Origin of the sequence: Jatrophihabitans sp. (genome assembly GCA_036399055.1) — a bacterium.
In the GTDB taxonomy this organism is placed as follows: domain Bacteria; phylum Actinomycetota; class Actinomycetes; order Mycobacteriales; family Jatrophihabitantaceae; genus Jatrophihabitans_A.
Window position 1 is genome coordinate 212,017 of the sequence record DASWNX010000029.1, and the last position, 21,407, is coordinate 233,423.

At 68.2% G+C, this 21,407-nt stretch carries 21 protein-coding genes; 12 read left to right on the plus strand and 9 right to left on the minus strand.

Annotated features, from left to right (window positions below; translation table 11 throughout):
- Positions 1-191: 191 nt before the first annotated feature.
- The 3 genes from VGB75_12115 to VGB75_12125 all read left to right on the plus strand — a co-directional run bounded on the left by VGB75_12115 (position 192) and on the right by VGB75_12125 (position 2,649).
- Positions 192-1,835 carry a hypothetical protein gene (locus VGB75_12115; GenBank protein ID HEY0167775.1) on the plus strand — a complete coding sequence of 548 codons (1,644 nt, stop codon included), beginning with the start codon at positions 192-194 and terminating at the stop codon, positions 1,833-1,835.
- A gap of 159 nt (positions 1,836-1,994) precedes the next feature.
- Entirely contained in the window at positions 1,995-2,459 is a 465-nt protein-coding gene (locus VGB75_12120) for a hypothetical protein (protein ID HEY0167776.1), read from the plus strand.
- Complete coding sequence (locus tag VGB75_12125; GenBank protein ID HEY0167777.1) at positions 2,452-2,649, plus strand: hypothetical protein; 198 nt, start codon at positions 2,452-2,454, stop codon at positions 2,647-2,649. The genes VGB75_12120 and VGB75_12125 overlap by 8 nt, the downstream gene beginning before the upstream one ends.
- A 50-nt stretch (positions 2,650-2,699) precedes the next feature.
- Here the strand turns inward: VGB75_12125 and VGB75_12130 are convergent, their stop codons facing one another.
- The 9 genes from VGB75_12130 to VGB75_12170 form a co-directional block, all read right to left on the minus strand.
- The gene (locus VGB75_12130) at positions 2,700-3,554 is read right to left on the minus strand and encodes a DegV family protein (protein ID HEY0167778.1); all 855 of its coding nucleotides are present in this window, start codon (positions 3,552-3,554) and stop codon (positions 2,700-2,702) included.
- 10 nt (positions 3,555-3,564) lie between these two features.
- Positions 3,565-6,492, minus strand: coding sequence for a leucine--tRNA ligase (gene leuS, locus VGB75_12135; protein HEY0167779.1), 2,928 nt, complete (start codon positions 6,490-6,492; stop codon positions 3,565-3,567).
- Between the two features lie 168 nt (positions 6,493-6,660).
- Positions 6,661-7,479, minus strand: a complete 819-nt coding sequence (locus VGB75_12140; GenBank protein HEY0167780.1) for an SGNH/GDSL hydrolase family protein — start codon at positions 7,477-7,479, stop codon at positions 6,661-6,663.
- A 24-nt stretch (positions 7,480-7,503) separates the two neighbouring features.
- Positions 7,504-8,148: a histidine phosphatase family protein gene (locus VGB75_12145; protein HEY0167781.1), complete on the minus strand. Its 645-nt coding sequence runs from the start codon at positions 8,146-8,148 to the stop codon at positions 7,504-7,506.
- Entirely contained in the window at positions 8,148-8,618 is a 471-nt protein-coding gene (gene rsfS / locus VGB75_12150; protein HEY0167782.1) for a ribosome silencing factor, read from the minus strand. Before rsfS ends, VGB75_12145 begins: the two co-directional genes overlap by 1 nt.
- A gap of 67 nt (positions 8,619-8,685) precedes the next feature.
- Positions 8,686-9,285, minus strand: coding sequence for a ribosome-associated translation inhibitor RaiA (gene raiA, locus VGB75_12155; protein ID HEY0167783.1), 600 nt, complete (start codon positions 9,283-9,285; stop codon positions 8,686-8,688).
- A gap of 114 nt (positions 9,286-9,399) precedes the next feature.
- Positions 9,400-10,236: a phosphoribosyltransferase family protein gene (locus VGB75_12160; protein ID HEY0167784.1), complete on the minus strand. Its 837-nt coding sequence runs from the start codon at positions 10,234-10,236 to the stop codon at positions 9,400-9,402.
- 253 nt (positions 10,237-10,489) lie between these two features.
- Complete coding sequence (locus VGB75_12165; GenBank protein HEY0167785.1) at positions 10,490-12,283, minus strand: NB-ARC domain-containing protein; 1,794 nt, start codon at positions 12,281-12,283, stop codon at positions 10,490-10,492.
- A 556-nt stretch (positions 12,284-12,839) separates the two neighbouring features.
- Positions 12,840-13,481 carry an NAD(P)-binding oxidoreductase gene (locus VGB75_12170; GenBank protein HEY0167786.1) on the minus strand — a complete coding sequence of 214 codons (642 nt, stop codon included), beginning with the start codon at positions 13,479-13,481 and terminating at the stop codon, positions 12,840-12,842.
- A gap of 193 nt (positions 13,482-13,674) precedes the next feature.
- Between VGB75_12170 and VGB75_12175 the strand changes: the two genes are divergently transcribed.
- From VGB75_12175 to VGB75_12215, 9 genes are read left to right on the plus strand one after another with little or no spacing between them, the layout of a single operon-like run.
- Positions 13,675-15,228 (plus strand): FAD-dependent monooxygenase, encoded by a 1,554-nt coding sequence (locus VGB75_12175; protein HEY0167787.1) that lies wholly within the window; start codon positions 13,675-13,677, stop codon positions 15,226-15,228.
- Complete coding sequence (locus tag VGB75_12180; protein ID HEY0167788.1) at positions 15,188-15,517, plus strand: TcmI family type II polyketide cyclase; 330 nt, start codon at positions 15,188-15,190, stop codon at positions 15,515-15,517. The genes VGB75_12175 and VGB75_12180 overlap by 41 nt, the downstream gene beginning before the upstream one ends.
- Positions 15,514-16,773: a beta-ketoacyl-[acyl-carrier-protein] synthase family protein gene (locus tag VGB75_12185; GenBank protein ID HEY0167789.1), complete on the plus strand. Its 1,260-nt coding sequence runs from the start codon at positions 15,514-15,516 to the stop codon at positions 16,771-16,773. The genes VGB75_12180 and VGB75_12185 overlap by 4 nt, the downstream gene beginning before the upstream one ends.
- Positions 16,770-17,984 carry a ketosynthase chain-length factor gene (locus VGB75_12190; protein HEY0167790.1) on the plus strand — a complete coding sequence of 405 codons (1,215 nt, stop codon included), beginning with the start codon at positions 16,770-16,772 and terminating at the stop codon, positions 17,982-17,984. The genes VGB75_12185 and VGB75_12190 overlap by 4 nt, the downstream gene beginning before the upstream one ends.
- Before the next feature lie 25 nt (positions 17,985-18,009).
- On the plus strand, positions 18,010-18,267 hold the full coding sequence (locus tag VGB75_12195; protein HEY0167791.1) for an acyl carrier protein: 258 nt from the start codon (positions 18,010-18,012) through the stop codon (positions 18,265-18,267).
- Between the two features lie 5 nt (positions 18,268-18,272).
- Positions 18,273-19,058, plus strand: coding sequence for an SDR family NAD(P)-dependent oxidoreductase (locus VGB75_12200; GenBank protein ID HEY0167792.1), 786 nt, complete (start codon positions 18,273-18,275; stop codon positions 19,056-19,058).
- A gap of 12 nt (positions 19,059-19,070) precedes the next feature.
- Entirely contained in the window at positions 19,071-20,009 is a 939-nt protein-coding gene (locus VGB75_12205; GenBank protein HEY0167793.1) for an SRPBCC family protein, read from the plus strand.
- A 1-nt stretch (position 20,010) separates the two neighbouring features.
- Positions 20,011-21,201 (plus strand): cytochrome P450, encoded by a 1,191-nt coding sequence (locus VGB75_12210; GenBank protein HEY0167794.1) that lies wholly within the window; start codon positions 20,011-20,013, stop codon positions 21,199-21,201.
- Complete coding sequence (locus VGB75_12215) at positions 21,198-21,389, plus strand: ferredoxin (protein HEY0167795.1); 192 nt, start codon at positions 21,198-21,200, stop codon at positions 21,387-21,389. Before VGB75_12210 ends, VGB75_12215 begins: the two co-directional genes overlap by 4 nt.
- Positions 21,390-21,407: the final 18 nt, after the last annotated feature.

The window sequence follows — 21,407 nt, forward strand, 5'->3', positions numbered from 1 at the left end:
CTCCGAGATGCCGGCTCGCAGGCCGACTGTGGAGGACGTCGAACTCTGTGGACGACGCGCTCACACCATTATTCGATGCCAAGCGAGCGAACCGCCACCCCACCCGACAGAGCCCTCCTCGCTCTGGTGGGCGCGCCGGGAAAGCACCGCGCCGGGAAAAGCACCTAGTCATGGATGGGAGACTGCCCAGTGTGCCTGTGTCCGTGCCCACCGCTTCGGCCGCCGCGGCGGCCGGCACGTCGTGGCGTCCGGTCCCCTTCCTCAGGCGTCTGTGGAACTCCGGCTACCGACCGGCCCTGATCGCCACCGCGTTCGCTGCTCTGCTGGCCTGGGGCTTTCTGCTGCTGCCGCCGATGAACACCGACCTGGCCGCCCAGCTTGCCCGGGCCGACTTCGCCGCCGAGTACCCCGTCTCGATCATCGACTTCCGGTGGTTCGGCGGCACCGTCGAGTACGGCTACACGCTGTGGGCCTCGACGCTGATGGCCTACATAGGCACCAAGGTCACCGGCGCGCTGGCCGCGGTGATCGGCACCTGGTACACGACCCGGCTGCTGCACCGGCTGCGCCCGGCCCGCCCGATCCTGGGCGGCCTGGCCGCGGCGGTGACCCAGGTGGCCAACGTGGTCGAGGGCCGGATCACCTTCGCCTGCGGCCTGACCTGCGGGTTGATCGCGGTCACCCTGTTCACCACCAACCGGATGCCCCGCTGGCTGGCGGTTCCGTTGGCGGCGCTGTTCAGCCTGCTGTGCGGTGGCGCCAGCCCGGTGGCGGGCCTGCTGCTCTGCGTGGCCGGCGGGGTGGCGTTGCTACTGCGGCGGCCGGTCGCGGCGGCGGTGCTGATCGTGCCGGCCGGGCTGTCCATGACGGTCATCTCGGTGATCTTCGGCGACGGCGGCCATCAGCCGTTCAGCTTCCTGGACTTCCTGAAGTCGCTGACCGCGCTGGCGATCGTGCTGGCCACCGTGCCCCGCCGCTGCCACCCGATCCGGCTCGGCGCCGGGATCGGGATCGTCATGCTCATCGCGGCCTTCGCGCTGCCCACCCCGGTCGGCTCGAACTCGACCAGGCTCAGCCTGCTGTTCGCGCTGCCGATCGCGGCGTCATTCGTGCACTGGCGAAACCGGACGCTGACCGCGCTGGCGCTGGCGGTCATCCTGGCGGTGCAGCTGCCGGTCAACCCGGGCGCGATCGCCAGCACCGGCCGGGTCAGCGGCTACAGCGCCTACTACAACGCCCTGATCGAGGGCATCAGGTCCCGCGGCCCGCTCACCGGACGGGTGGAGGTGCCCGAGCTCGCCGGCCACTGGGACTCGGTCTACCTGGCCCGCGGCGTGCCGCTGGCCCGGGGCTGGCTGCGCCAGACCGACGTCCGGCTCAACGACGCGGTGTTCTACAAGCAGAAGCCGACCGAGGAGTCCTACCGCACGTTCCTCACCGACAACGCGGTGCAGTACGTCGCCGTGCCTGACGCCGAGCTGACCCGGTTCGGCAAGAACGAGTTGGCGCTGATCTCGACGGACCTGCCCTACCTCGACCCGGTCTGGCGCAACGAGCACTGGACGCTGTATGAGGTGCTGGGCTTCTCACCGCTGGTCGACCCGCCGGCCCGGGTGATCAGCCAGCAACCGGACGCGATCGTGGTGGCGGTGCCGGCGAACAGCTCGATCAGGGTGCGGCTGCGCTGGTACCGCTGGCTGGGCATGGAGAGCCAGGACAAGCGGGCCTGCATCTCTCAAGAAGGCCTGTACGTCACGCTGAACACCGGACGCGGCGGCAACTACACGTTCAACTCGCGGTTCCCCATCGGCACCGGGCACTGCCCGAAGGGCTGACGAGAAAATCAGTCCGAAGGGCTGACGGAGGAAGTCGCCCTCGCCGGTCAGATGATGACCCGCACCGCCTCAACCATCGGTGTGGATCAATTCGCCGACTGTGCACAGATCAGTAAGCCATCGCTACGGGTGCGACCACGGTCCATAGGCTCGCTCGTCGTGAGTGCTACTACCGAGCTACCGACCTGGGCGGTCTATGCCATCAGCTTTGGCACGCCGGGCACCGCCCTAGCAGGTGTTCTCCTCGGCCAGCTTCTGACTCGTCGTGATGCCAAGGAGTTGGAGAAGCGTTCTCGACGTGAGCAGGTCATGAGGACCCTTGAGTGGGCTGCTGAGATGGCAATCAGCGAGGACGAGGCCGCATTCCGGCTCGGACTGAGCCAACTTCAAGCGCTGGCAGCATCCAACCTCAACGACAAGGACGTGCAAGCCTTCGTTGACGCTGCCCTGGACGCTGTGGTGAAGAACGTGGTCGATGAGATCAAGGAAGCCGAGGGGACCGACGAGCCAGTGGCAGTGGTCCGAGCTGCCGGCCCAGCCCGAAGTGCCGCGCACCCCCTAGACGACGAGTCGTCATTACCATCAGAGGACGACACCGACGAGGGGACCGGCGACCATGGCTAAGCGCGTGTATGTCACCAAGGCCCAGCAGGCTGCCGCCAAGATGATCGTCGAGCGCAATACCGCTAACGGCAAACCGGTGCCGCCTGCCATCAGCAAGATCGCTAATGCCGCCAGCGGGCCTGACAGCCGGCCTGTGGTCACTGACCAGGTCGGCGCCGGGGACGAGTCGAGCATCACCGGCGTTCATTGAACTGCAGCCGGGTGCGCTGACTAGACCCGGGACCTCCGCGAGTCCCATGATCAGCGCCTGCTGACGACGACCCCGAGCAGCCCCGGCCCGACGTGCGCGCCGACCACCGCCCCCACCTCGGACTCGTACAGCTGGCCCAGGTTGGGCAGCCCCTGCTTGAGCAGGCCGGCGACCTCGGCGGCCCGGCCGGGGGCTGCCAGGTGCTGCACCGCGACGTCCACCGGGTCTGAGCCTGCTCTCTGCACGGTCAGCTGGACCAGCCGGGCGATCGCCTTGGACGCGGTGCGCACCTTCTCCAGCGGCATGATCCGCCCGTCGGACAGGTGCAGCAGCGGCTTGACCGCCAGCGCGGTGCCGAACCTCGCCGCCGCCGAGCCGATCCGGCCGCCGCGGTGCAGCCACTCCAGCGAGTCGACGTAGAACAGCGCCGACGTCCGGCCCAGGGTGGTGCGGGCGGCCTGCTCCACGTCCTGCGGCCCGGCGCCGGTGGCAGCGGCCCGGGCGGCGGCCAGCACCGCGAACCCCAGCGCCATCGCCGTCGAGCGCGAGTCGATCACCCGGATCACGTCCGGCTCGAACTCGCCCGCGGCCAGCCGGGCCGAGTCACAGGTGCCCGACAGCTCCGCGGACAGGTGCAGCGAGACCACCGTGCTGGCGCCGGCGTCCAGCGCCGAGCGGTAGACCTCGACGAACTCCGCCGGCGTCGGGCGTGAGGTGGTCACCGCCGTCCGGACCCGCAACGCAGCGGTCACGTCGGCCGGGGTGACGTCCTGGCCCTCCAGCCCGGTCCGCCCGCCCAGCTGCACCTGCAGCGGCACGACCTTTACGTTCAGCTCGTCGGCCAACCCGGCGGGCAGGTAGGAGGTCGAGTCGGTGACCACCGTGACCTGCTGCTGAGCCGCCATCTGCCGAACGTTAGACGACGAAGTTGATCAACCTGCCCGGGACCGTGATGACTCGCCTGGTGGGCTTGCCCTGCAGGGCCGCGAGGACCTTCTCATCGGCCCGGGCGGCGGCCTCCATGGCGGCCGGATCGGCGGCGGCGGCGACGGAGATGACCGAGCGGACCTTGCCGTTGACCTGCACCGGCACCTCGATGGCGTCATCCACCAGCATCGCCTCGTCGACCGGCGGGAACTCCGCCCAGGCCAGTGACTGCTGGTGGCCGAGCTTGGCCCACAGCTCCTCGGCGGCGTGCGGCGCCAGCGGCGCCAGCATCAGCGCCAGCGCCTCGGCCACCGCCCGCGGGGCGCCGCCGTCGGGGTAGGCCTGCGTGACGGCGTTGTTCAGCTCGGTGATCCGGGCGATCGAGGTGTTGAACCGCAGCGTCTCATAGCCCTCTCGCACGGCGGCGATGGTCCGGTGCAGCAGCCGGTTGAGCTCCAGCGGCACCTCGACGTCGGCCACGTGCGGCTGGCCGGTCTGCTCGTCCAGCACCACCCGCCAGATTCGCTGCAGCAGCCGGTACGGCCCGACGATGGCCTTGGCGTCCCAGGGCCGTGACTGGTCCAGCGGGCCTGAGAACATCTCGAACAGCCGGAAGGTGTCGGTGCCGAAGGCGGCCACGAACTCGTCCGGGGTGATCACGTTCTTCAGGCTCTTGCCGATCTTGCCGAACTCCCGGTTGACCGGCTCGCCTTGGTAGTAGAAGCCGCCGTCGCGCTCGGTCACCTCGGCCGCCTCGACGTAGAAGCCGTCGGCGTTGGTGTAGGCCGGCAGCTGCAGCATCCCCTGGTTGACCAGCCGGTGGAAGGGCTCGCGGCTGGAGACGTGGCCCAGGTCGAAGAGCACCTTGTGCCAGAACCGCGCGTACAGCAGGTGCAGCACGGCGTGCTCGACACCGCCGACGTAGAGGTCCACACCGCCGAGCGGGCGCTGCGGCGAGGGGCCCATCCAGTACTCCTCCACCTCCCGGTCCACCGGCGCCGAGGAGTTGGCCGGGTCCAGGTAGCGCAGCTCGTACCAGCACGACCCCGCCCAGTTGGGCATGGTGTTGGTCTCACGGCGGTAGGTCTTCAGGCCCTCGCCCAGGTCCAGCTCGACGGTGACCCAGTCGCTCAGCCTGCCCAGCGGCGGCTCGGGGTCTGAGGCGGCGTCATCGGCCGGATAGGACTTCGGGGTGAAGTCGTTGGTCTCGGGCAGCAGCAACGGCAGCATCTCGGCCGGCAGGGCGACCGGCTGGTCGTTGGAGTCGTAGACGATCGGGAACGGCTCGCCCCAGTAGCGCTGCCGGCTGAACAGCCAGTCACGCAACCGGTAGGTGGTGGCGCCGCGTCCGGCGCCGGTGCGCTCCAGGTAGGCGATGGTGGCCGCCTTGGCCTCGGTGACGCCCAGGCCGTTGAGGTCCAGCTCGGCGTTGGCCGAGTTGATCGCCGGGCCGTCGCCGGTGAAGGCTTTGCCGTCGAAGCCCTCGCTGGGCTGGACGGTGCGCACGATCGGCAGGCCGAAGGACTCCGCGAAGTCCCAGTCCCGCTCGTCCTGGCCGGGCACCGCCATGATCGCCCCGGTGCCGTAGCCCATCAGGACGTAGTCGGCTATGAAGACCGGCAGATCGGCGCCCGTCACCGGGTTGGTCGAGAACGCCCCGGTGAACACGCCTGACTTGACCTTGGCGTCAGCGCCCTGCCGGTCGATGTCGGTCTTGGCCGCGGCTTGCGCCTGGTAGGCGGTGACCGCCTCGGCCGGTGTGGCGTAGCCGCCGGTCCACTGCGGCGAGACGCCCTCGGGCCAGGCCGGCGGGATCAGCTCTGCGACCAGCGGGTGCTCCGGCGCCAGCACCAGGTAGGTGGCGCCGAACAGCGTGTCCGGACGCGTGGTGAACACCGTCAGCTCGGCTGCCGGCGTGGGAAACGAGATGTGCGCGCCGACCGACCGGCCGATCCAGTTCTTCTGCATCGTGCGGACCTTCTCAGGCCAGTCGATGTGGTCCAGGTCGGCCAGCAGGCGGTCGGCGTAGGCGGTGATCCGCAGCATCCACTGCGCCAGCGGCTTGCGGAACACCGGAAAGTTGCCGCGCTCGGAGCGCCCGTCCGCGGTCACCTCCTCATTCGCCAGCACGGTGCCCAGGCCGGGGCACCAGTTGACCGGCAGGTTGGCGACATAGGCCAGCCGGTGCCGGTCGATGACGCTGCGGCGCTGGACGTCGTCCAGCTCGGACCAGGGCTTGCCGAAGTCGTTGCTGCCGGCTTCGGGCTCCCGGGCGCCGGCGTCGAACTCGGTGATCAGCTCGGAGATCGGGCGCGCCCGGCCCACGCCGCCGTCGGCCTCGTGGTCGTAGAAAGAGTTGAAGATCTGCAGGAAGATCCACTGCGTCCAGCGGTAGAACTCGGGGTCGGTGGTGGCGACCACGCGGCGCTGGTCGTGGCCCAGGCCCAGCGCCCGCAACTGGCGGCGGAAGGTGACGATGTTGTCGTCGGTGGTCCTCGCCGGATGCTGACCCGTCTGCAGCGCGTACTGCTCGGCCGGCAGGCCGAAGGCGTCGAACCCCATGGTGTGCAGGACGTTCTCACCGCACATCCGCCGGTAGCGGGCGTAGACGTCGGTGCCGAGGTAACCCAGCGGGTGCCCGACGTGCAGCCCGGCGCCGGAAGGGTAGGGAAACATGTCCAGGATGTAGGTGTGCGGCTTGCCGGCCAGCCGCTGGAAGCCCTCGCTCAACTCACCGCTGGGGTTGGGGGCGTTGAAGGTGCCGCGGTCGGCCCATTCCTGCTGCCAGCGCGTCTCGATCTGGTTGGCCAGCGCGGCGGTGTAGCGAAACGGCGGGGAATCGCCGGCGGTGTCGCCAGGCTGCGCGGTGTCGCTGGGCTGCGCGGTGTCGCTGGGCTGCGCGGTGCTCGCGGTCATGGTGGGACTCTCCCGATCAGGTGCGTCATTGGTGTGCTGGGCCGGCCTCAACGGGGCCCCGGACAGACGAAGAGCCCCTGCCGAAATTGCAGAGGCTCAAGCCGCACTGGGTCGTCGGAGACTCAGCGCGGCTCGGTAAGAAGCAGGTGCATGCCCATAAGGGCGATACTACCCGGCCGGCTCACCGGCGGGCACGGTGAGGATCGCGCGCACCTGCTCGGCCGCCTGCTCCCCGACTGCCCGGTGGCAGTCCCAGCCCCAGTGGATGCCGTCGACGTTCATGCCGGGCGTGCCGAGGAACGGCTGCACCCACTCGTCCAGGCGCAGCAGCTCGACCTCGGCCTGCCGGCCCCAGTCCAGGGCGGCTTGGACGGCCGGTGGATGACCGGCCCGGACCCGGCCGTAACCCAGCGCGTCGTGCGGCGGCGGAACCACGCCCAGCACCGGGGTGCCGGGGTGGAAGTGACGGATGCCCGCCACGCATCGGCTCAGGTAGTGGTCGGTGAGCGACTGCGGCAGGGTCCGCCACTTCCCCGCCAGCAGCCGCGAGCCCAGCGGCTGGGCGCGCCGGAACAGCGTCGTCGCGGCCACGCGCAGCGGTCGGGGCCGCAGCAGCCGAATCCCCTCCCGCAGGTGAGTGGGCAGGATCGTGGGCAGGTAGTCCATTCCGCCGACCGCGAGCACCACGACATCGGCTCGGGGCAGCAGCACCGAGTACACGTGCGGATCGCGGGTGAGGGCGAACCAGGCGTCGCGGGCGGTCCAGCCCCGGCGGCCGAAGATGGTCGCCCGGCACGGCTGCTCCGGGGTGCTCAGGGCCGCGGCCAGCACGTTCGGCCACAACCTCGGCTCGGTGGTCAGCTCCCCCATCCCAGGGCCGTGAAAGGCCAGCGAGTCGGTGAGCAGCAGGATCTCGGTCACGGCGCGTCCGGCTCGCTCACCGGGCTCGCCGGTGCTCGGCGCAGGCGCGGTCGGCTGCTCAGCCATGTTCGGCCCACCCGTGCCCAGCGCTTAGGCGTCGGCGTCGGAGTGGTCGTCCTCCGGCGCCAGCGACGGGATGACCGGCCCGGGCGGGCCGGCGTTGTGAGCTCGCAACGTCCAGCCGTCACCGCTGTCGCGCAGCTCGGTCCAGTGGCAGTTGGCCAGCGGGCCGAGGATGGACGGGGTCTGGGGCAGCCCGAGCAGCGCCGCGGCCAGGCACATCGAGGTCGCGCCGTGGCTGACAAGCACCGTGAGCTCGACCTCTGGCAACTCATCGAGCGCCTTCAGCGCCCGGGTGGCGACCTCTTGCCGGCTCTCACCACCCCGGCGGGTCACGTCGCGCCCGGCCAGCCAGTCGGCGAACTCCTCGGGATAGCGGGCCTGCACCTCGTCCCGGGTCAGCCCCTGCCAGTGGCCGAGGTGACGCTCGCGCAACCGCGTGTCAATCACCAGCTGCTGGCCGGTCAGCGCGACGATCTTGCGGGCGGTCTGCTCGGCCCGCTGCAGGTCCGAGGAGATCACCAGGTCCGGGCTCATCGCCGCGACCAGGGCCGCGGACTCCAGTGCCTGCGCCTGGCCGACCTTGTCCAGCGGTGGGTCCTCTTGGCCCTGGTACCGGCGCTCGGCGTTCCAGGCGGTCCGGCCGTGCCTCAGGATGACCAGCCGGCGCAGCACTAGGCCTCGTCCGCCTGTGCCGCCCCAGCGGCCTGCCCCGCCCCAGCGGCCTGTCCGACGCCGGCGGCCTGTCCGACGCCGGCGGCCTGCCCGGCGCCAGCGGCCTGGGGCCGGCCCTCGTCGAACTCGATCTGCGGGCAGTCCTTCCAGAGCCGTTCGAGTGAGTAGAAGACCCGCTCCTCGGCATGCTGGACGTGCACCACGATCTCGGCGTAGTCCAGCAGCACCCACCGGCCGTCCCGCTTGCCCTCGCGGCGCAGCGGCTTGGTGCCGGCCAGGCGGAGCTTGTCCTCGACCTCGTCGACGATCGCCTCGACTTGGCGCTCGTTGCTTCCGGTGACGATCACGAAGACGTCCGTGATGGCCAGTCGGTCGCTGACGTCGATCAGCACGATGTCGGTGGCGAGCTTGTCCGCGGCAGCGTGCCCGGCGATGCGGGCAAGCTCAATGGCGGTGTCGGTAGCGGTCACGATGGCCCAGAATACCGGGCCATCGTGACCTCGCTTACCGCTTGGCCCGACGCCGGCTCAAGCCGGCTCACTCGACGAGCCTGATTACCCCGTAGTCATAGCCCTTTCGCCGGTAGACGACGCTGGGATGCCCGCCGTCAGCATCGGCGAAAAGGTAGAAGTCGTGGCCCACGAGCTCCATCTCGAACAGCGCCTGGTCGATGGTCATCGGCTTGGCCGGGTGCTCCTTCTCGCGGACCACCCGCCCGGGACCGTCAAGCGGCTCGTCGTCGGCTGCGGACTCATCAGGCGCGGCCTGGGCGGGCTCGGGCTCGATGAGCGCGCCGGTCGCGGCGGCGACCGAGGTGGGCGTGTGCCGGCCGTGGTGCACCCGGCGACGATCGGCGGCCTGCCGGAACTTTCGAGCCAGCCGCTCGACGGCGAGGTCAAGAGCCTTGTAAAAGTCTGCCGCGGCGGCCTCGACGCGGACCACCGGTCCGCGGACCCGGCAGGTTATCTCTACCCGCTGGCAGATCTCTGACTGCCTGGGGTTCTTCTCGTGGAGGAGTTCGACGTCAGCCCGGATTATCCGGTTGTCATACCGCTCAACTCTGGCCAGCTTCTCTGCGACATGCTGTCGGTAATGATCGGGAACCTCAACGTTACGGCCCCTCACGACAATATCCACGCGACCTCCTGGCTGCTCGAGACGGCGCGAGCAGTGCCCAGTGGGCCGGCTTCCCCCGGACTGGCCCGCCAAGCTCCTGCTCGCTGGCGCCTATTTCGGTAGGTCCTGTGAACGCTAGACCTTCGTAGTGGATCTGCCCAGTTGAATCGTGTCGCTGGCGGCCTGCCGGCCAGATCGGCGGCGTGCCGATGGCCGGCCACCCGGCGTGCCATCCTCTGCGACCACCTTGGCCGCCCGGCGAGATGACACGCAAGGGGCCGGCGCGTCACCGGAGACACCCCAGGCAGCCGAGTCCAGGAGGCGTTGCTCGGGCTGGCGCAGCTTGGTGGCCGCGATCACCGCAGCGCCGCGCACCTGCCAGCCCGCCGCCTGCAATGCCCGGCACGCCTCGGCAAGCGTCGCTCCGGTGGTGACGATGTCATCGACGATCAGCGCCGACGGTCGGCCGGCGACCGGAACCGCGCGCATCCGGTTGGCCAGGTTCGCCGCTCGTTGGGCCGGCGACAGGCCGGCCGAGTCACGGCCCCGGCCGTGCAGCCGTAAGGCCGGCGACACCTCCAGGCCGTTCTGCGGGGCGACCTCGGCGACCAGCCGCAGCAGATGATCACCGCCGCGCTGGCGGGCCGCGGCCCTGCTGGAGGGGATCGGCACCAGCACGAGGCGGTCCGCCGGCCCGCTCAGCCTGCGACAGCCCACATCGACGGCGTCGCTGAGGTAGGCCGCCAGAGGCCCGGCCAGCGCCCGTTGGCCGCGTTCCTTGAAGGCCAGCAGCGCGCTGCGAAGGGCGCCGCCGTACTCACCGGCGGCGAAGACCGGCGCCGGGCACGCCAGCGCGACCGGCTCAGGCGTGGACGTCGGCTGGCAACCGGGACACCACACCAGCCCGGCACGCCCGCAGCACACGCACTTGGCCGGCAGCACCAGGTCCAGCAAGTCGGGCAATAACCTCATACGGTCAGTTTGCCTCACGCGGCCCGCCGGCGGTGGACCGCTCCCCGACATGTGGATGAACCGGGCGCGGACGAGAAAGGCATGAAGCCCGCCTCCGGCCAAGGGTCGGCCGGGAGGCAAGCAGCCCAAGCTCGAACCGCGCAGGAGGCGCACCTCGTCGAGCTCTGGCGCGCCGGCACGCACACCAGCACCGAGCTCGCCGGACTGTTCTGCCAAGCCGCTCTGACCGGGAGGGACCGGATCGGTTGGGTCGCTAAGCCGACCCCGGGTTGCGGACCCACTGCCGTTTACCGGCGCCCAGTAGCTCAAGTCGACTAGTCGCACCCTTGCCTCGCTCGGCGGCCATCTCCGCGGTGGCTCGCGAGCGGCCGGCCTCCCTCAACAGATCGTGAATCCCAAACCATCCTGGGCGCTGCGGGATTAGCAGGTTCGCATCCGCGAGGCGTCGGCAGCTCGCCTGCGCGGAAGCCAATTCGATCTCGGCGAGAGTAGCCACCGAATGCGCGTTGAAATCGCCGACGGGGTGCCGGGCCAACAACACAAACACCTCCGCGTCGCTGTCTGAGAGGGCGTCGATCGATACGTTCAGATATCCCCGGAGGCTGCGCCCGGGCACTTCCAGCTCAGCCAACGGACTGTCGGCTTCCCTGAAGCGCTGAACTATCTCACCAAGCCCCGAAGAGCTTTCAGCCACCACACGCGCGGCCGCTAGGCGTATCGCCAGCGGCAGGCGGCCGCACTGACGCACCAGTTCGGCCGCGCTGTCGGGTTCCTCCGCCACTCGGTGATCGCCGATGAATGAGCCAAGAAGCCTCACGCATTCGCGCTCGGAGGGGAGTTCCAGATGGATGTGCGAGGCCCCGTCGATACCGGTCAAGGTGAGTCGCCCGGTGACGATCACGCAACTGTGGGAGGAGTTCGGAAGCAGCGGTCGGACCTGATCGAGAGTGGCGACGTTATCGGCGACGAGGAGGACTCGCTGGTCATGGGTGAGCAACCGCCAAAGCGCTACGCGGCCGTCGAAGGTGGACGGCATCTCATGCTCAGCGATTCCGACTTGATGCAGGAGCGCTGCGACTGCGTCGTGTGCCTGCAGTGGGGCGCGACCGGGGGTGAAGCCATGAAGGTCTACGAAGAAAGCCCCGTGGGAGAACTGGTGTTTCAAGGCGTGTGCGACATGAAGCGCAAGCTCGGTCTTTCCGATCCCCGCCATGCCGGTGATCGTGACCAGCCGGAGGTGGTCGGGCTCGGCTACGCGCAGGGCTCGCGTCACCGCCTCCACCTCAGCCTCCCGTCCCTGGTACTCAGGCAGGTCGCGCGGGAGCATCGAGATGATCGCCTTATGCCCGTTGGCATTGGCATGACCTCGAGGCTCGGGCAACCTCCCGAGGATCTCCTGACGAGTGGTCTGCTCGCTTGCGCTCGTCCGTTCGTGATGGCCGCCCAGAGCGACGGCGAGGTGGTCGGCGATGGTCCTATCTCCGGGGAACTCATAAGCCATCGACCTCAGGTGGGGCGCCAACTCGGCCGCGCGGCCATAGCGGGCAAAGATGTCGACGCATCGCTGCAGGAAGACCCGGTACTCCTCTTCAAGCACCTGGACATCTTTCTCGAACCCGCTGGGCGTCAGTCCCTTGGCGGGAGCCCCCCTCCACAGCTGCAGGCCCCCCAGCAGCTTGGGCAACTCGGCTTCCTCGACCCCGTGGGGGTCGTGAACACGAGTGAGCAGGGCGCGGAACTCCTGAACGTCGGACCGTTCAGGGCCCGCGCACAGCAGGTAGCCGCCCCCGACGGTGGCAAGGACGTCCCACCGTCGCGGAATGGACAAACGGAGCTGCGAAATGATCTTGCGCACCTGATGCTCAGCGCTGGGCGGCCTCTCGTCCGGCCAGGCGGCACGCACCAGGTCGTCCATCGAGACCACCGTCTCGGGGCGCAGCGCCAGGCAGGAAAGGACCACCCTGTTCTTGACTCCCCGGAGCCGAGCGATCTTGCCGTCAATGCGCAGCTCGATAGGCCCCAGCACATTGAAGCGAACCTGTGTCATGGCCCTCCCGAGCTGGTCATCGTGACCGGCGCGCCTGCGTCGACGGCGTGGCTTGTTCGCCTGGTGCGACCGGCACGAGGCTCACACCGAGTAGGCAGCCGGCAGGTGACCAGCCAAATGGTAATAAGCGACAAGTTGTATAAAAGCCACGGTTGGTATATAACCACAAGTAGGCAAAAGTGTACAGACGTTGCCATTGACGAAGAGGCCGGCCAGAATGCTGCTCGCAGCCAAGGAGAAGGCGTCCTCCACCTGTTCCGGGAAAGGTTGGCGGCGTGTAACGATGGCCCAAGGACTCGTCCACCCCTTCGACCCCAGTTCGCCGGGCCGAGGATGCTGGGCTACTTGATCGAAGGCGTCACTCAGTTCCTCGGACTGCGACCGTGCGGGCCGGTGGGTGAATGCGATGCGGCGCCCTCGATCCTCGCGCCCATCGCGACGGGGTCGGCGCCCTCGGAGAAGTGCAGGCCAGCCGCTGCCGATGCCTGACTCAGTGCTGCGCCAGGTAGACGTCGACGGGGGCAAACCCAAAGCCGAATGGGGATATCAGCACCGTCTATCCGGCGGCGAGGCCGACGATCTGTCGACTCCAGTCCGGTCTTGCAAGGCTGTCGAGCACAGCCTTGGCCAGACCCGCTCTGGTCACAGTGCGGCCGCCGACGGCAGGCCCGCCGATCTCGGCGCGGTATGACTGCGCTGCAGCGCTGTTGGTGAGCCGCGGGGGCCGCAGGATCGTCCAATCCAATCCAGGACGCGCCATAAGGGCTGCGTCCATAAGCGCTAGTTCCTGGTACTGAAGTCGAAACACCCGCCGAATCGCCGGAAGCACTACGCGCCTATACGCGGCGGACTCGCCGGCGGGCGGCGGGCTGATCGGCGCCGCGCTGATTGAGACCACCCGCGATACCCCAGCGCGGTCGGCCGACTCGAGGATCCGAGTGAGGAGACCGGCGAGCTCGCCCCTAGGTGTCTCGCGCAGCGGGCCGAGCGCTGAGACGAGCGCGACGCTGCCTGCCAGAGCGGCCGTGAGCACGGCGTCGTCAGCGTCGATGGGCGTGACGTCGTTGACCAGTTCACGGGTCGGGCCGAGTCGAGCCGGGTCACGCACCAGGGCGGTGACATCGATGCCGCGCTCGTGCGCCTGGCCGACCACCAACTTCCCGGTGCGTCCGGTGGCGCCCAGAACACAAATCTTCATGCGAAGCCCTTCTGCATGTGATGAATATACGAGGCCTCTTGGTTGAAAGGCCACCTCTTCCCCGGGCTTCCCAACACGTTCCTGCATTTGTCCCGGATGCATCGCCAAGACATCCACTACACAAAGGGCCGGCTCATCACCAGAGTGATAGTCACATCGGCTCTTCCGCTCCCTCTACAGAAGGCGGACACGCATGCCTGATTCGCTGCCGAGGGAAACCCCGGTACTCATTATCGGCGCCGGACCCACCGGCCTGATGCTCGCTTGCGAACTCGCCCTCGCCGGCGTTGTTCCGACGCTGATCGACTCTCGTTTGCAGCCGACAGGCCAGTCGCGGGCTCTGGGATTCACCGTCCGCACGCTAGAGGTCTTCGAGCAGCGGGGGATCCTCGACCGCTTTGGAGACCTGCGGACCCAGGAGGCGGTCCACTTCGCCGGCCTGACCATCCCCGCCAGTGTCTTGGGCAGCACCCATACGCCGGTCAGCCAGTTTCCTCAGTCCAAGACCGAAGCGGTGCTCACCGACTGGGCGCTGTCGCTGGGGGTCGAGATTCTGCGTGGCAGGACGGCCACAACTCTGGTCCAGGACCACGACGCGGCGACGGTGCAAGTGCAGTCGGCAGACGGCAGGTCGGAGTCCGTGCGGGCCCGCTATGTCGTGGGGTGCGACGGCGCCCGCAGCACCGTGCGCTCCTGTGTCGGTGCGCAGACCGCGACAACCCCGCCCTCGGTTCAGATGTTGCTGGCCGACGTGCGCGACTGCGGGCTCCCGGATAACCCGTTCGGCGTCAAACACGAAGCCGGGATGGTGATGTCTGCTCCACTGGGCAACGGCGTCGACCGGATCATCGTCTGCGAGCGTGGCGCGCCATTGCTCGAGAGCGGTCGACAGGTTGAGTTCGCCGATGTCCAGCGCGCCTACCAAGCCGTAGTGGGCACGCCGTTAGGAGATGGCGAATGCCTTTGGGCCAGCTCCTTCACCGATGCAGGCTCGATCGTCGATAGCTATCGACACGGCCGGGTCTTCCTGGTCGGCGACAGCGCGCGGACACATCTGCCGGCAGGCGGCCAGGGCATGAATGTGGCCATCCAGGATGCGGTCAACCTCGGGTGGAAGCTGGCTGCAGCCGTCCACGGCCACGCGCCCACCGAGCTGCTTGACACATACGACCGTGAGCGCCGGCGCGTCGGTCAAGCCCTCCTGGAGAACACCCAGGCTCAGGGACAACTGTTCCTCCGCGGACCGGAGGTAGACCCACTCCGCAAGATTCTCGCGGGGCTGATCCAAATCCCAGAGGTCGCTCGCATACTCGGGCGTTCGGTGAGCGGACTGGACGTCCGATATGACATGGGCATCCCTGACGCACCCTCCATAGTCGGGCGTCGATTGCCGCCGGCGGGGATGCAGTTGAAAGGCCAGACGTCCGGTGTCCTGTCGTCTCTGCAGAAGGCGCACGGCGTACTCCTCGCGTCCGCGGCGACTGTGGCCCACGCTCAGGAGGCCGTCGTTGCCTGGAGTGACCGCGTAAGCGTCCTGCCGGTCGTACCGGAACCGACCGACGACCCGGACCTCTCCGGGGTCGACGCCCTGCTCGTGCGACCGGACGGCTATGTCGCCTGGGCGTCCCCGGGCGCAGGCACCCTCGAATCAGCACTTCGCCGATGGTTCGGTGACCCGAACACCCCTATGCGTAAGGAGCAATCTGATGGACAGCACCCTGATCGTCGCTCGGTTGTCACCACGTGATATCTGCCACGTAGAGGCACTCTTCGCGGAATTCGACGCGACGGACATGCCGCACCGGATGGGCACAGTACGCCGTCAGCTCTTCCATTTTCACGGGTTGTACTTCCACATTCAGGACTTCGCCGCCCCGAACGGCGGGGAGCGCATAGAAGCGGTGAAAGAGGATCCGGCCTTCGCGAAGATCAGCCAGGATCTGCGCCCGTTCATAGACCCCTATGACCCGGGGTGGAAGTCGCCCAAGGACGCCATGGCCACCCGCTTCTACTCGTGGCAGGGAGGGCCGTTGTGACCCGGCGTGTCGTCGTGACCGGCATCGGCGTCGTCGCCCCGGGCGCAGTCGGCCGCGAGAAGTACTGGGGGAACCTCACGGCCGGCCGTACGTCGACGCGCGGGCTGACCCTGTGCGACCCGGCGCCGTTCCGCTCGAAGGTCGCGGCCGAAGTCGATTTCGATCCCCTGGCGGCCGGACTCAGCGAGGAGCAGGCCCATAACCTCGACCGCGCCTCACAGTTCGCCTTGACCGCCGCCCGGGAAGCCCTGGATGACGCACAGCTCGGGGATTCATACGACCCTCGACGCATGGGTGTCTCTTTAGGATCCGCGGTCGGAGCCACCACTGCCCTGGAGCGGGTCTACCGACAGATGAGCAACGAGGGGCAGCTGTGGACCGTGAAGTCCGACGCGCCGCCGGCACTCTATGACTACTTTGTGCCCAGCTCCTTCGTAGCCGAGATCGCGGCGCTCGCCAATGCGCAGGGACCCGGGGCGCTCATCTCCACGGGTTGCACCTCCGGCATCGACTCCGTGGGCAACGCCGCGGAGCTCATCCACGACGGCAGGGCCGACATCATGATCACCGGAGCCTCGGACGCGCCGATCTCTCCGATCACGGTGGCCTGCTTCGACACCATCAAAGCCACCTCGACCTACAACGACACACCAGAGAGCGCCTCCCGCCCGTTCGACGCCACGCGTGGCGGGTTCGTCCTAGGAGAGGGCGCGGCGGTCCTCATCCTCGAGGAGCTGGAGTCTGCCCGCCGTCGACACGCCCCGATCTACGCCGAGATCAAGGGCTACGGCAGTCGCTGCAACGGCTACCACATGACGGGGCTGCGACCGGATGGCGCCGAGCTCGCGAGTGCGGTGACGACCGCGCTCGACGAAGGCAGGGTCAACGCCGTCGACATCGATTATGTGAACGCGCACGGCTCGGGGACCAAGCAGAACGACCGGCACGAGACCGCAGCGCTCAAGCGCAGCCTGGGCGAGCACGCGTACCGCGTGCCTATCAGCTCCATCAAGTCGATGATCGGGCATTCCCTGGGCGCCATCGGATCTCTGGAGATCGCAGCTTGCGCGCTGGCGATCCGCGACAACGTGGTCCCACCGACAGCGAATCTGCACAACAACGACCCGGAGTTGGACCTGGACTACGTGCCGCTGACGGCGCGAAGTCAACGCGTCGACACGGTGCTCACGACCGGGAGCGGGTTCGGTGGCTTTCAGAGCGCCATGGTCCTGCAGGCCCTGGGAGGTCGGGGGTGACCGCGACGAGGCCCGCCATCACCGGCCTTGGAGTGGTGGCGCCGACCGGCACAACGACAGAGGCTTATTGGACGGCGACCTTGGCCGGAGAGAACGGCATCGGAGTCGCGACGCTCTTCGACGCCGATTCCTACCCCTCCAGGCTGAGCGGAGAGATCAAGGGATTCAACCCAGCCGATCACCTGTCCATGCGGCTGCTGCCCAGTACCGATCGCATGACACAGCTGGCCATGGTGGCCTCCGACCGCGCCCTCGAGGACGCTGGCATCGACCTCGAGACGGTGCCCGAGGAGCGCCGAGGAACACTGACTGCGGCATCAGCCGGGGGCTATGAGTTCGGTCAGCGCGAGCTGCAGAACCTGTGGTCGCGGGGCAGCAAGTATGTCAGCGCCTATCAGTCCTACGCCTGGTTCTACGCGGTCAACACCGGGCAGCTGTCCATCCGCCATGGCCTCAAGGGACACAGCGGGGTCGTCGTCAGCGACGGCGCCGGCGGGTTGGACAGTCTGGGGGCAGCGCGGCGGCGCATCGCTCGGGGGAACACGCTCATGCTCACCGGTGCGGTGGACAGCTCGCTGTGCCCGTGGGGCTGGGTGGCGCAGATGGCCCCGGGATGGATGTCCACTGAGGACGATCCGGCCCAGGCCTACCTGCCCTTTGACGCCCGTGCCGGGGGCCACGTCGGTGGCGAAGGCGGAGCGATCCTCGTGCTGGAGGCCGAGCCCCGCCCAGGAAAGGACGTGTACGGCTATCTGGCCGGCCACGCGTCCACGATGGACGGCGCCGGCGAGACGCCGGGTGGCGGCATGGGGCGGGCCATCGGCCTAGCGCTGCAGGACGCCGGGATCGCCGGCGGCGAGGTCGACGTCGTTTTCGCTGACGGAGCCGGAACCCGCGCGGCCGACCAAGCCGAGGCAGCCGCCATCGAGTCGGTCTTCGGCCCCGCGGGCGTGCCGGTCACGGTGCCCAAAGCGGCGACCGGCCGGTTGTACAGCGCCGCCGGCGCGCTCGACGTCGCCACCGCGCTGCTCGCCATGCGTGACGGGGTGATCCCCCCGACGATCAACAGTTCCCCCGACGAGAGCCTGCGCATCGACCTCGTCACAGAACCCAGGGAGGCGACGGTCCGTAGCGCCCTGATCCTCGCCCGCGGCTACGGCGGGTTCAACGCGGCGCTCGTCGTCACCCGCTCACCCAACACATCCGAGTGAATCCCCCACGGTTAGGAGCATCAGCATGCCCACGCAGATCAGTATGGAAGACCTGAAACGAGCGCTGCGGGAGGGTTCGGGCGTCGATGAGTCCATCGACCTCGACCTCAAAGTCGAGACGATGACCTTTGAGGAACTCGGCTACGACTCACTCGCCATACTCGAGACCGGTCTGCGGCTAGGCCGCGAACATGGCGTCGAGATCGCCGACGACGACCTCGCCGACGTGGAGCGTCCCCAGGAGTTGGTCAGTGCCATCAACCGAGCCCTGGCAATGGTGTGACTGCGATGACGACCCCGGAGGAGACCAAGCTCACGGCTCTGGTGACCGGCGGCTCCAGCGGCATCGGTCTGGCCACGGCCCGAGCGCTCGCCGGCGCAGGCTATCCGACGGTCATCTGCGGCCGCAACGAAGACTCCCTCCGCCAGGCTGCCAAGCAACTGGCCGATGAGGGACTGGCCGTCACCACGGTCACCGCGGACGTGACCGACACAAGCAGCGTGCGTCACCTTGTCCAAGCCGCCACCGAGGCCCACGGGCCCATCGGGGTGCTCGTGAACAACGCCGGCCGCAACGGCGGCGGCGTGACGGCTCAGTTGACCGATGAGCTGTGGCATCAGGTCATCAACACCAACCTGAACAGCGTTTTCTACGTAACCCGCGAGGTCCTCGCCCGCGGCGGGATGACAGAGGGCGGACGGATCATCAACGTCGCCTCGACCGCCGGCAAACAGGGAGTTCTGCTGGCAGCGCCTTACTCGGCCTCCAAGCACGGAGTCGTGGGGTTCACCAAGGCGCTGGGCAAGGAGCTGGCTCCTCAACGAATCACCGTCAACGCCGTTTGCCCCGGCTACGTCGAGACGCCGATGGCTGAGCGGGTGAGGCACGCCTACGCCGAGGCGTGGGGAACGACCGAGGACGACGTGCTGACCGCTTTCGAGGCGAAAATTCCTTTGGGCCGCTACTCGACGCCCGAAGAGGTGGCTTCCATGATCCTCTACCTCGCCATGCCGGTCGCGGCGTCGGTCACCGCTCAGGCGCTCAACGTCTGCGGCGGACTCGGGAACTTTTAAGGAGGAGCGAGCATGGCCAGAACCCGCACCGATACCCATGACATAAAGGTGGACGCCCCGGCGCCGGCGATCTTCACCCGGCTCAGCGACGTAAGCCGTTGGCCCACCCTGTTCCCTCCGACGATCCACGCAGAAGTCCTGGACGCCAGCGGAGGGGAAGAGCGCATCCGGCTGTGGGCAACCGCGCATGGCGAGGCGCACTCTTGGACGTCGCGGCGGGCACTCGACTCGGCGGGGCTCAGAATCGACTTCCGTCAGGAGCGGTCTGTCCATCCGATTCGGCACATGCGCGGCGAATGGACGATCAAGCCACTGGACGACAGGAGCTCCCTCCTCTCACTCGTCCACGAGTACAGCGCGATCGATGACACCGACGAGCAGCTGTCGTGGATCGCCCGCGCGGTCGACGGCAACTCGCGGGCCGAACTCGAGGCGCTGAAGTCGGCGCTGGAGCGTGAGTCTCGTGACGGCCTGGACGCGCCTTTCACCTTCCAGGACAGCCTGACGACAGTCGGTGACCCGGCGAAGGTCTTTGAGTTCCTCGATCGCGCTGACGCGTGGGAGCAACGGCTCGATCATGTCGCCGCCGCGGTGATGACCGAGTTCGATGACGGTCTTCAACGTCTGAAGATGGACACGCTGGCCCCCGACGGCTCGACGCACACGACCGAGTCGTTCCGAGTCTCTTTCAAACCCGACCGAATCGTCTACAAGCAGACCACCCTGCCTGCGCTGATGAGCCTGCACACGGGGGTCTGGACCATCCGGCCCCATGAGCAGGGATGGCAGATCAGTTCCGAGCATACGGTTGCCATCCGAAGCGAGCGGGTCAGCGCAGTGCTGGGTCCCGATGCGACTGTGCAGACAGCGCGCGAGCTGGCGCGGTCGAATCTCGGCAACAACAGCCGCTTGACCCTGGCAAAGGCCGTCTCCTACGCAGAAGGAGCCTGATATGACCGTCACCGCAGCCAAAGAGATCGATCTCTATAGCGACGAGGTGCTCACCGACCCGTACGCCGCGTACCAGAAGTTACGCGCTACCGGGGAGGCTGTGTGGAGCGAGCAGTACGGCTTTTACGCCATCCCCCACTACCGCAATGTCTATGACGCGCTCCACAACCATGAGGTCTTCTCCTCCGCCTCGGGCGTCGGGATCACCGAGCGGCTCAATCAGGCGCAGACGGGGAGCACGCTGACCAGCGACCCGCCTTATCACGACCTGGTGCGCGGGCTGGTAGCGCGGAACCTGACCCCACGGGCGCTGCGCGAGATCACCGCTTACGTCCAAGAGTGGGCCGACCGACTGGTGGACTCCCTCATCGCCCAGGATTCGTTCGACGCCGTAAGGGACTTCGGGCAGGCCTTTCCGCTCTCTCTGGTACCGGACCTCCTGGGTTGGCCCATTGAGGAAGGCAGGGAACGGCTTCTCGACTGGGCGTCGGCGGGTTTCAACGCGTTCGGGCCTGCCAATGAGCGGACGCTCGGCGGGTTGCACCACTTCGCCGACATGCACGGGTTCCTGGCGCGGATGTCTCAGCCCGGCAACCTCCGACCCGGTAGCTGGGGCGCGCAGTTGGTCGAGGAGGCGCAGCGAGGCGAGATCGACCAGGCGTTGCTCCCGGCGCTCCTCGGCGACTACCTGTTCCCGTCGATGGACACGTCGGTGAGTGCGCTCGCCAGTCTCATCCACCTTTTCGGCAAGCACCCCGACCAGTACGACCTACTGCGGTCGCAACCGGACCTGATCCCGAGCGCGTTCAACGAGATCGTGCGTTTCGAGTCCCCCCTGCGCGGGTTCACTCGCTTGGTGACCCGCGACTTCCGGCTCGGCTCGAGCGATCTGTCCGCCGGGGACCGGGTGCTTCTGCTCTTCGCCTCCGCAAACCGCGACGAGACGTTCTGGCAGACCGATCCCGCCGTCTTCGACATCCAGCGGGTGGATGCCACCCGTCACCTCGGATTCGGCCACGGCATTCATGGATGCGTGGGCCAAGCGCTGTCGCGAATGGAAGGGCATTCCCTGATGTCGTCCCTGGTGCGCAAAGTGGCGCGCATCGACGTCGGCGAACCGACCTGGCGGCTGCACAACACGATCCGCGGGATCGAGCGTCTGGACGCCAGCTTCGTGGCGACCGTGTCATGACCCGACTGCTTGTGGACTGGGACCGATGCGAAGGGCACGGCCTGTGCGTGGACGCCGCACCGGCTCTGCTGGCTCTCGACGAGGAAGGCGAGTTGGTCCTCAGAACCGAGGGCGCCGTGCTGGGGGACGACCAGCCGGCCGTGGCAGCCGTGCAGGTCTGCCCGGTCGGAGCCCTGCGGCTGACGTAGGGGCCAGAGGTTGACGGG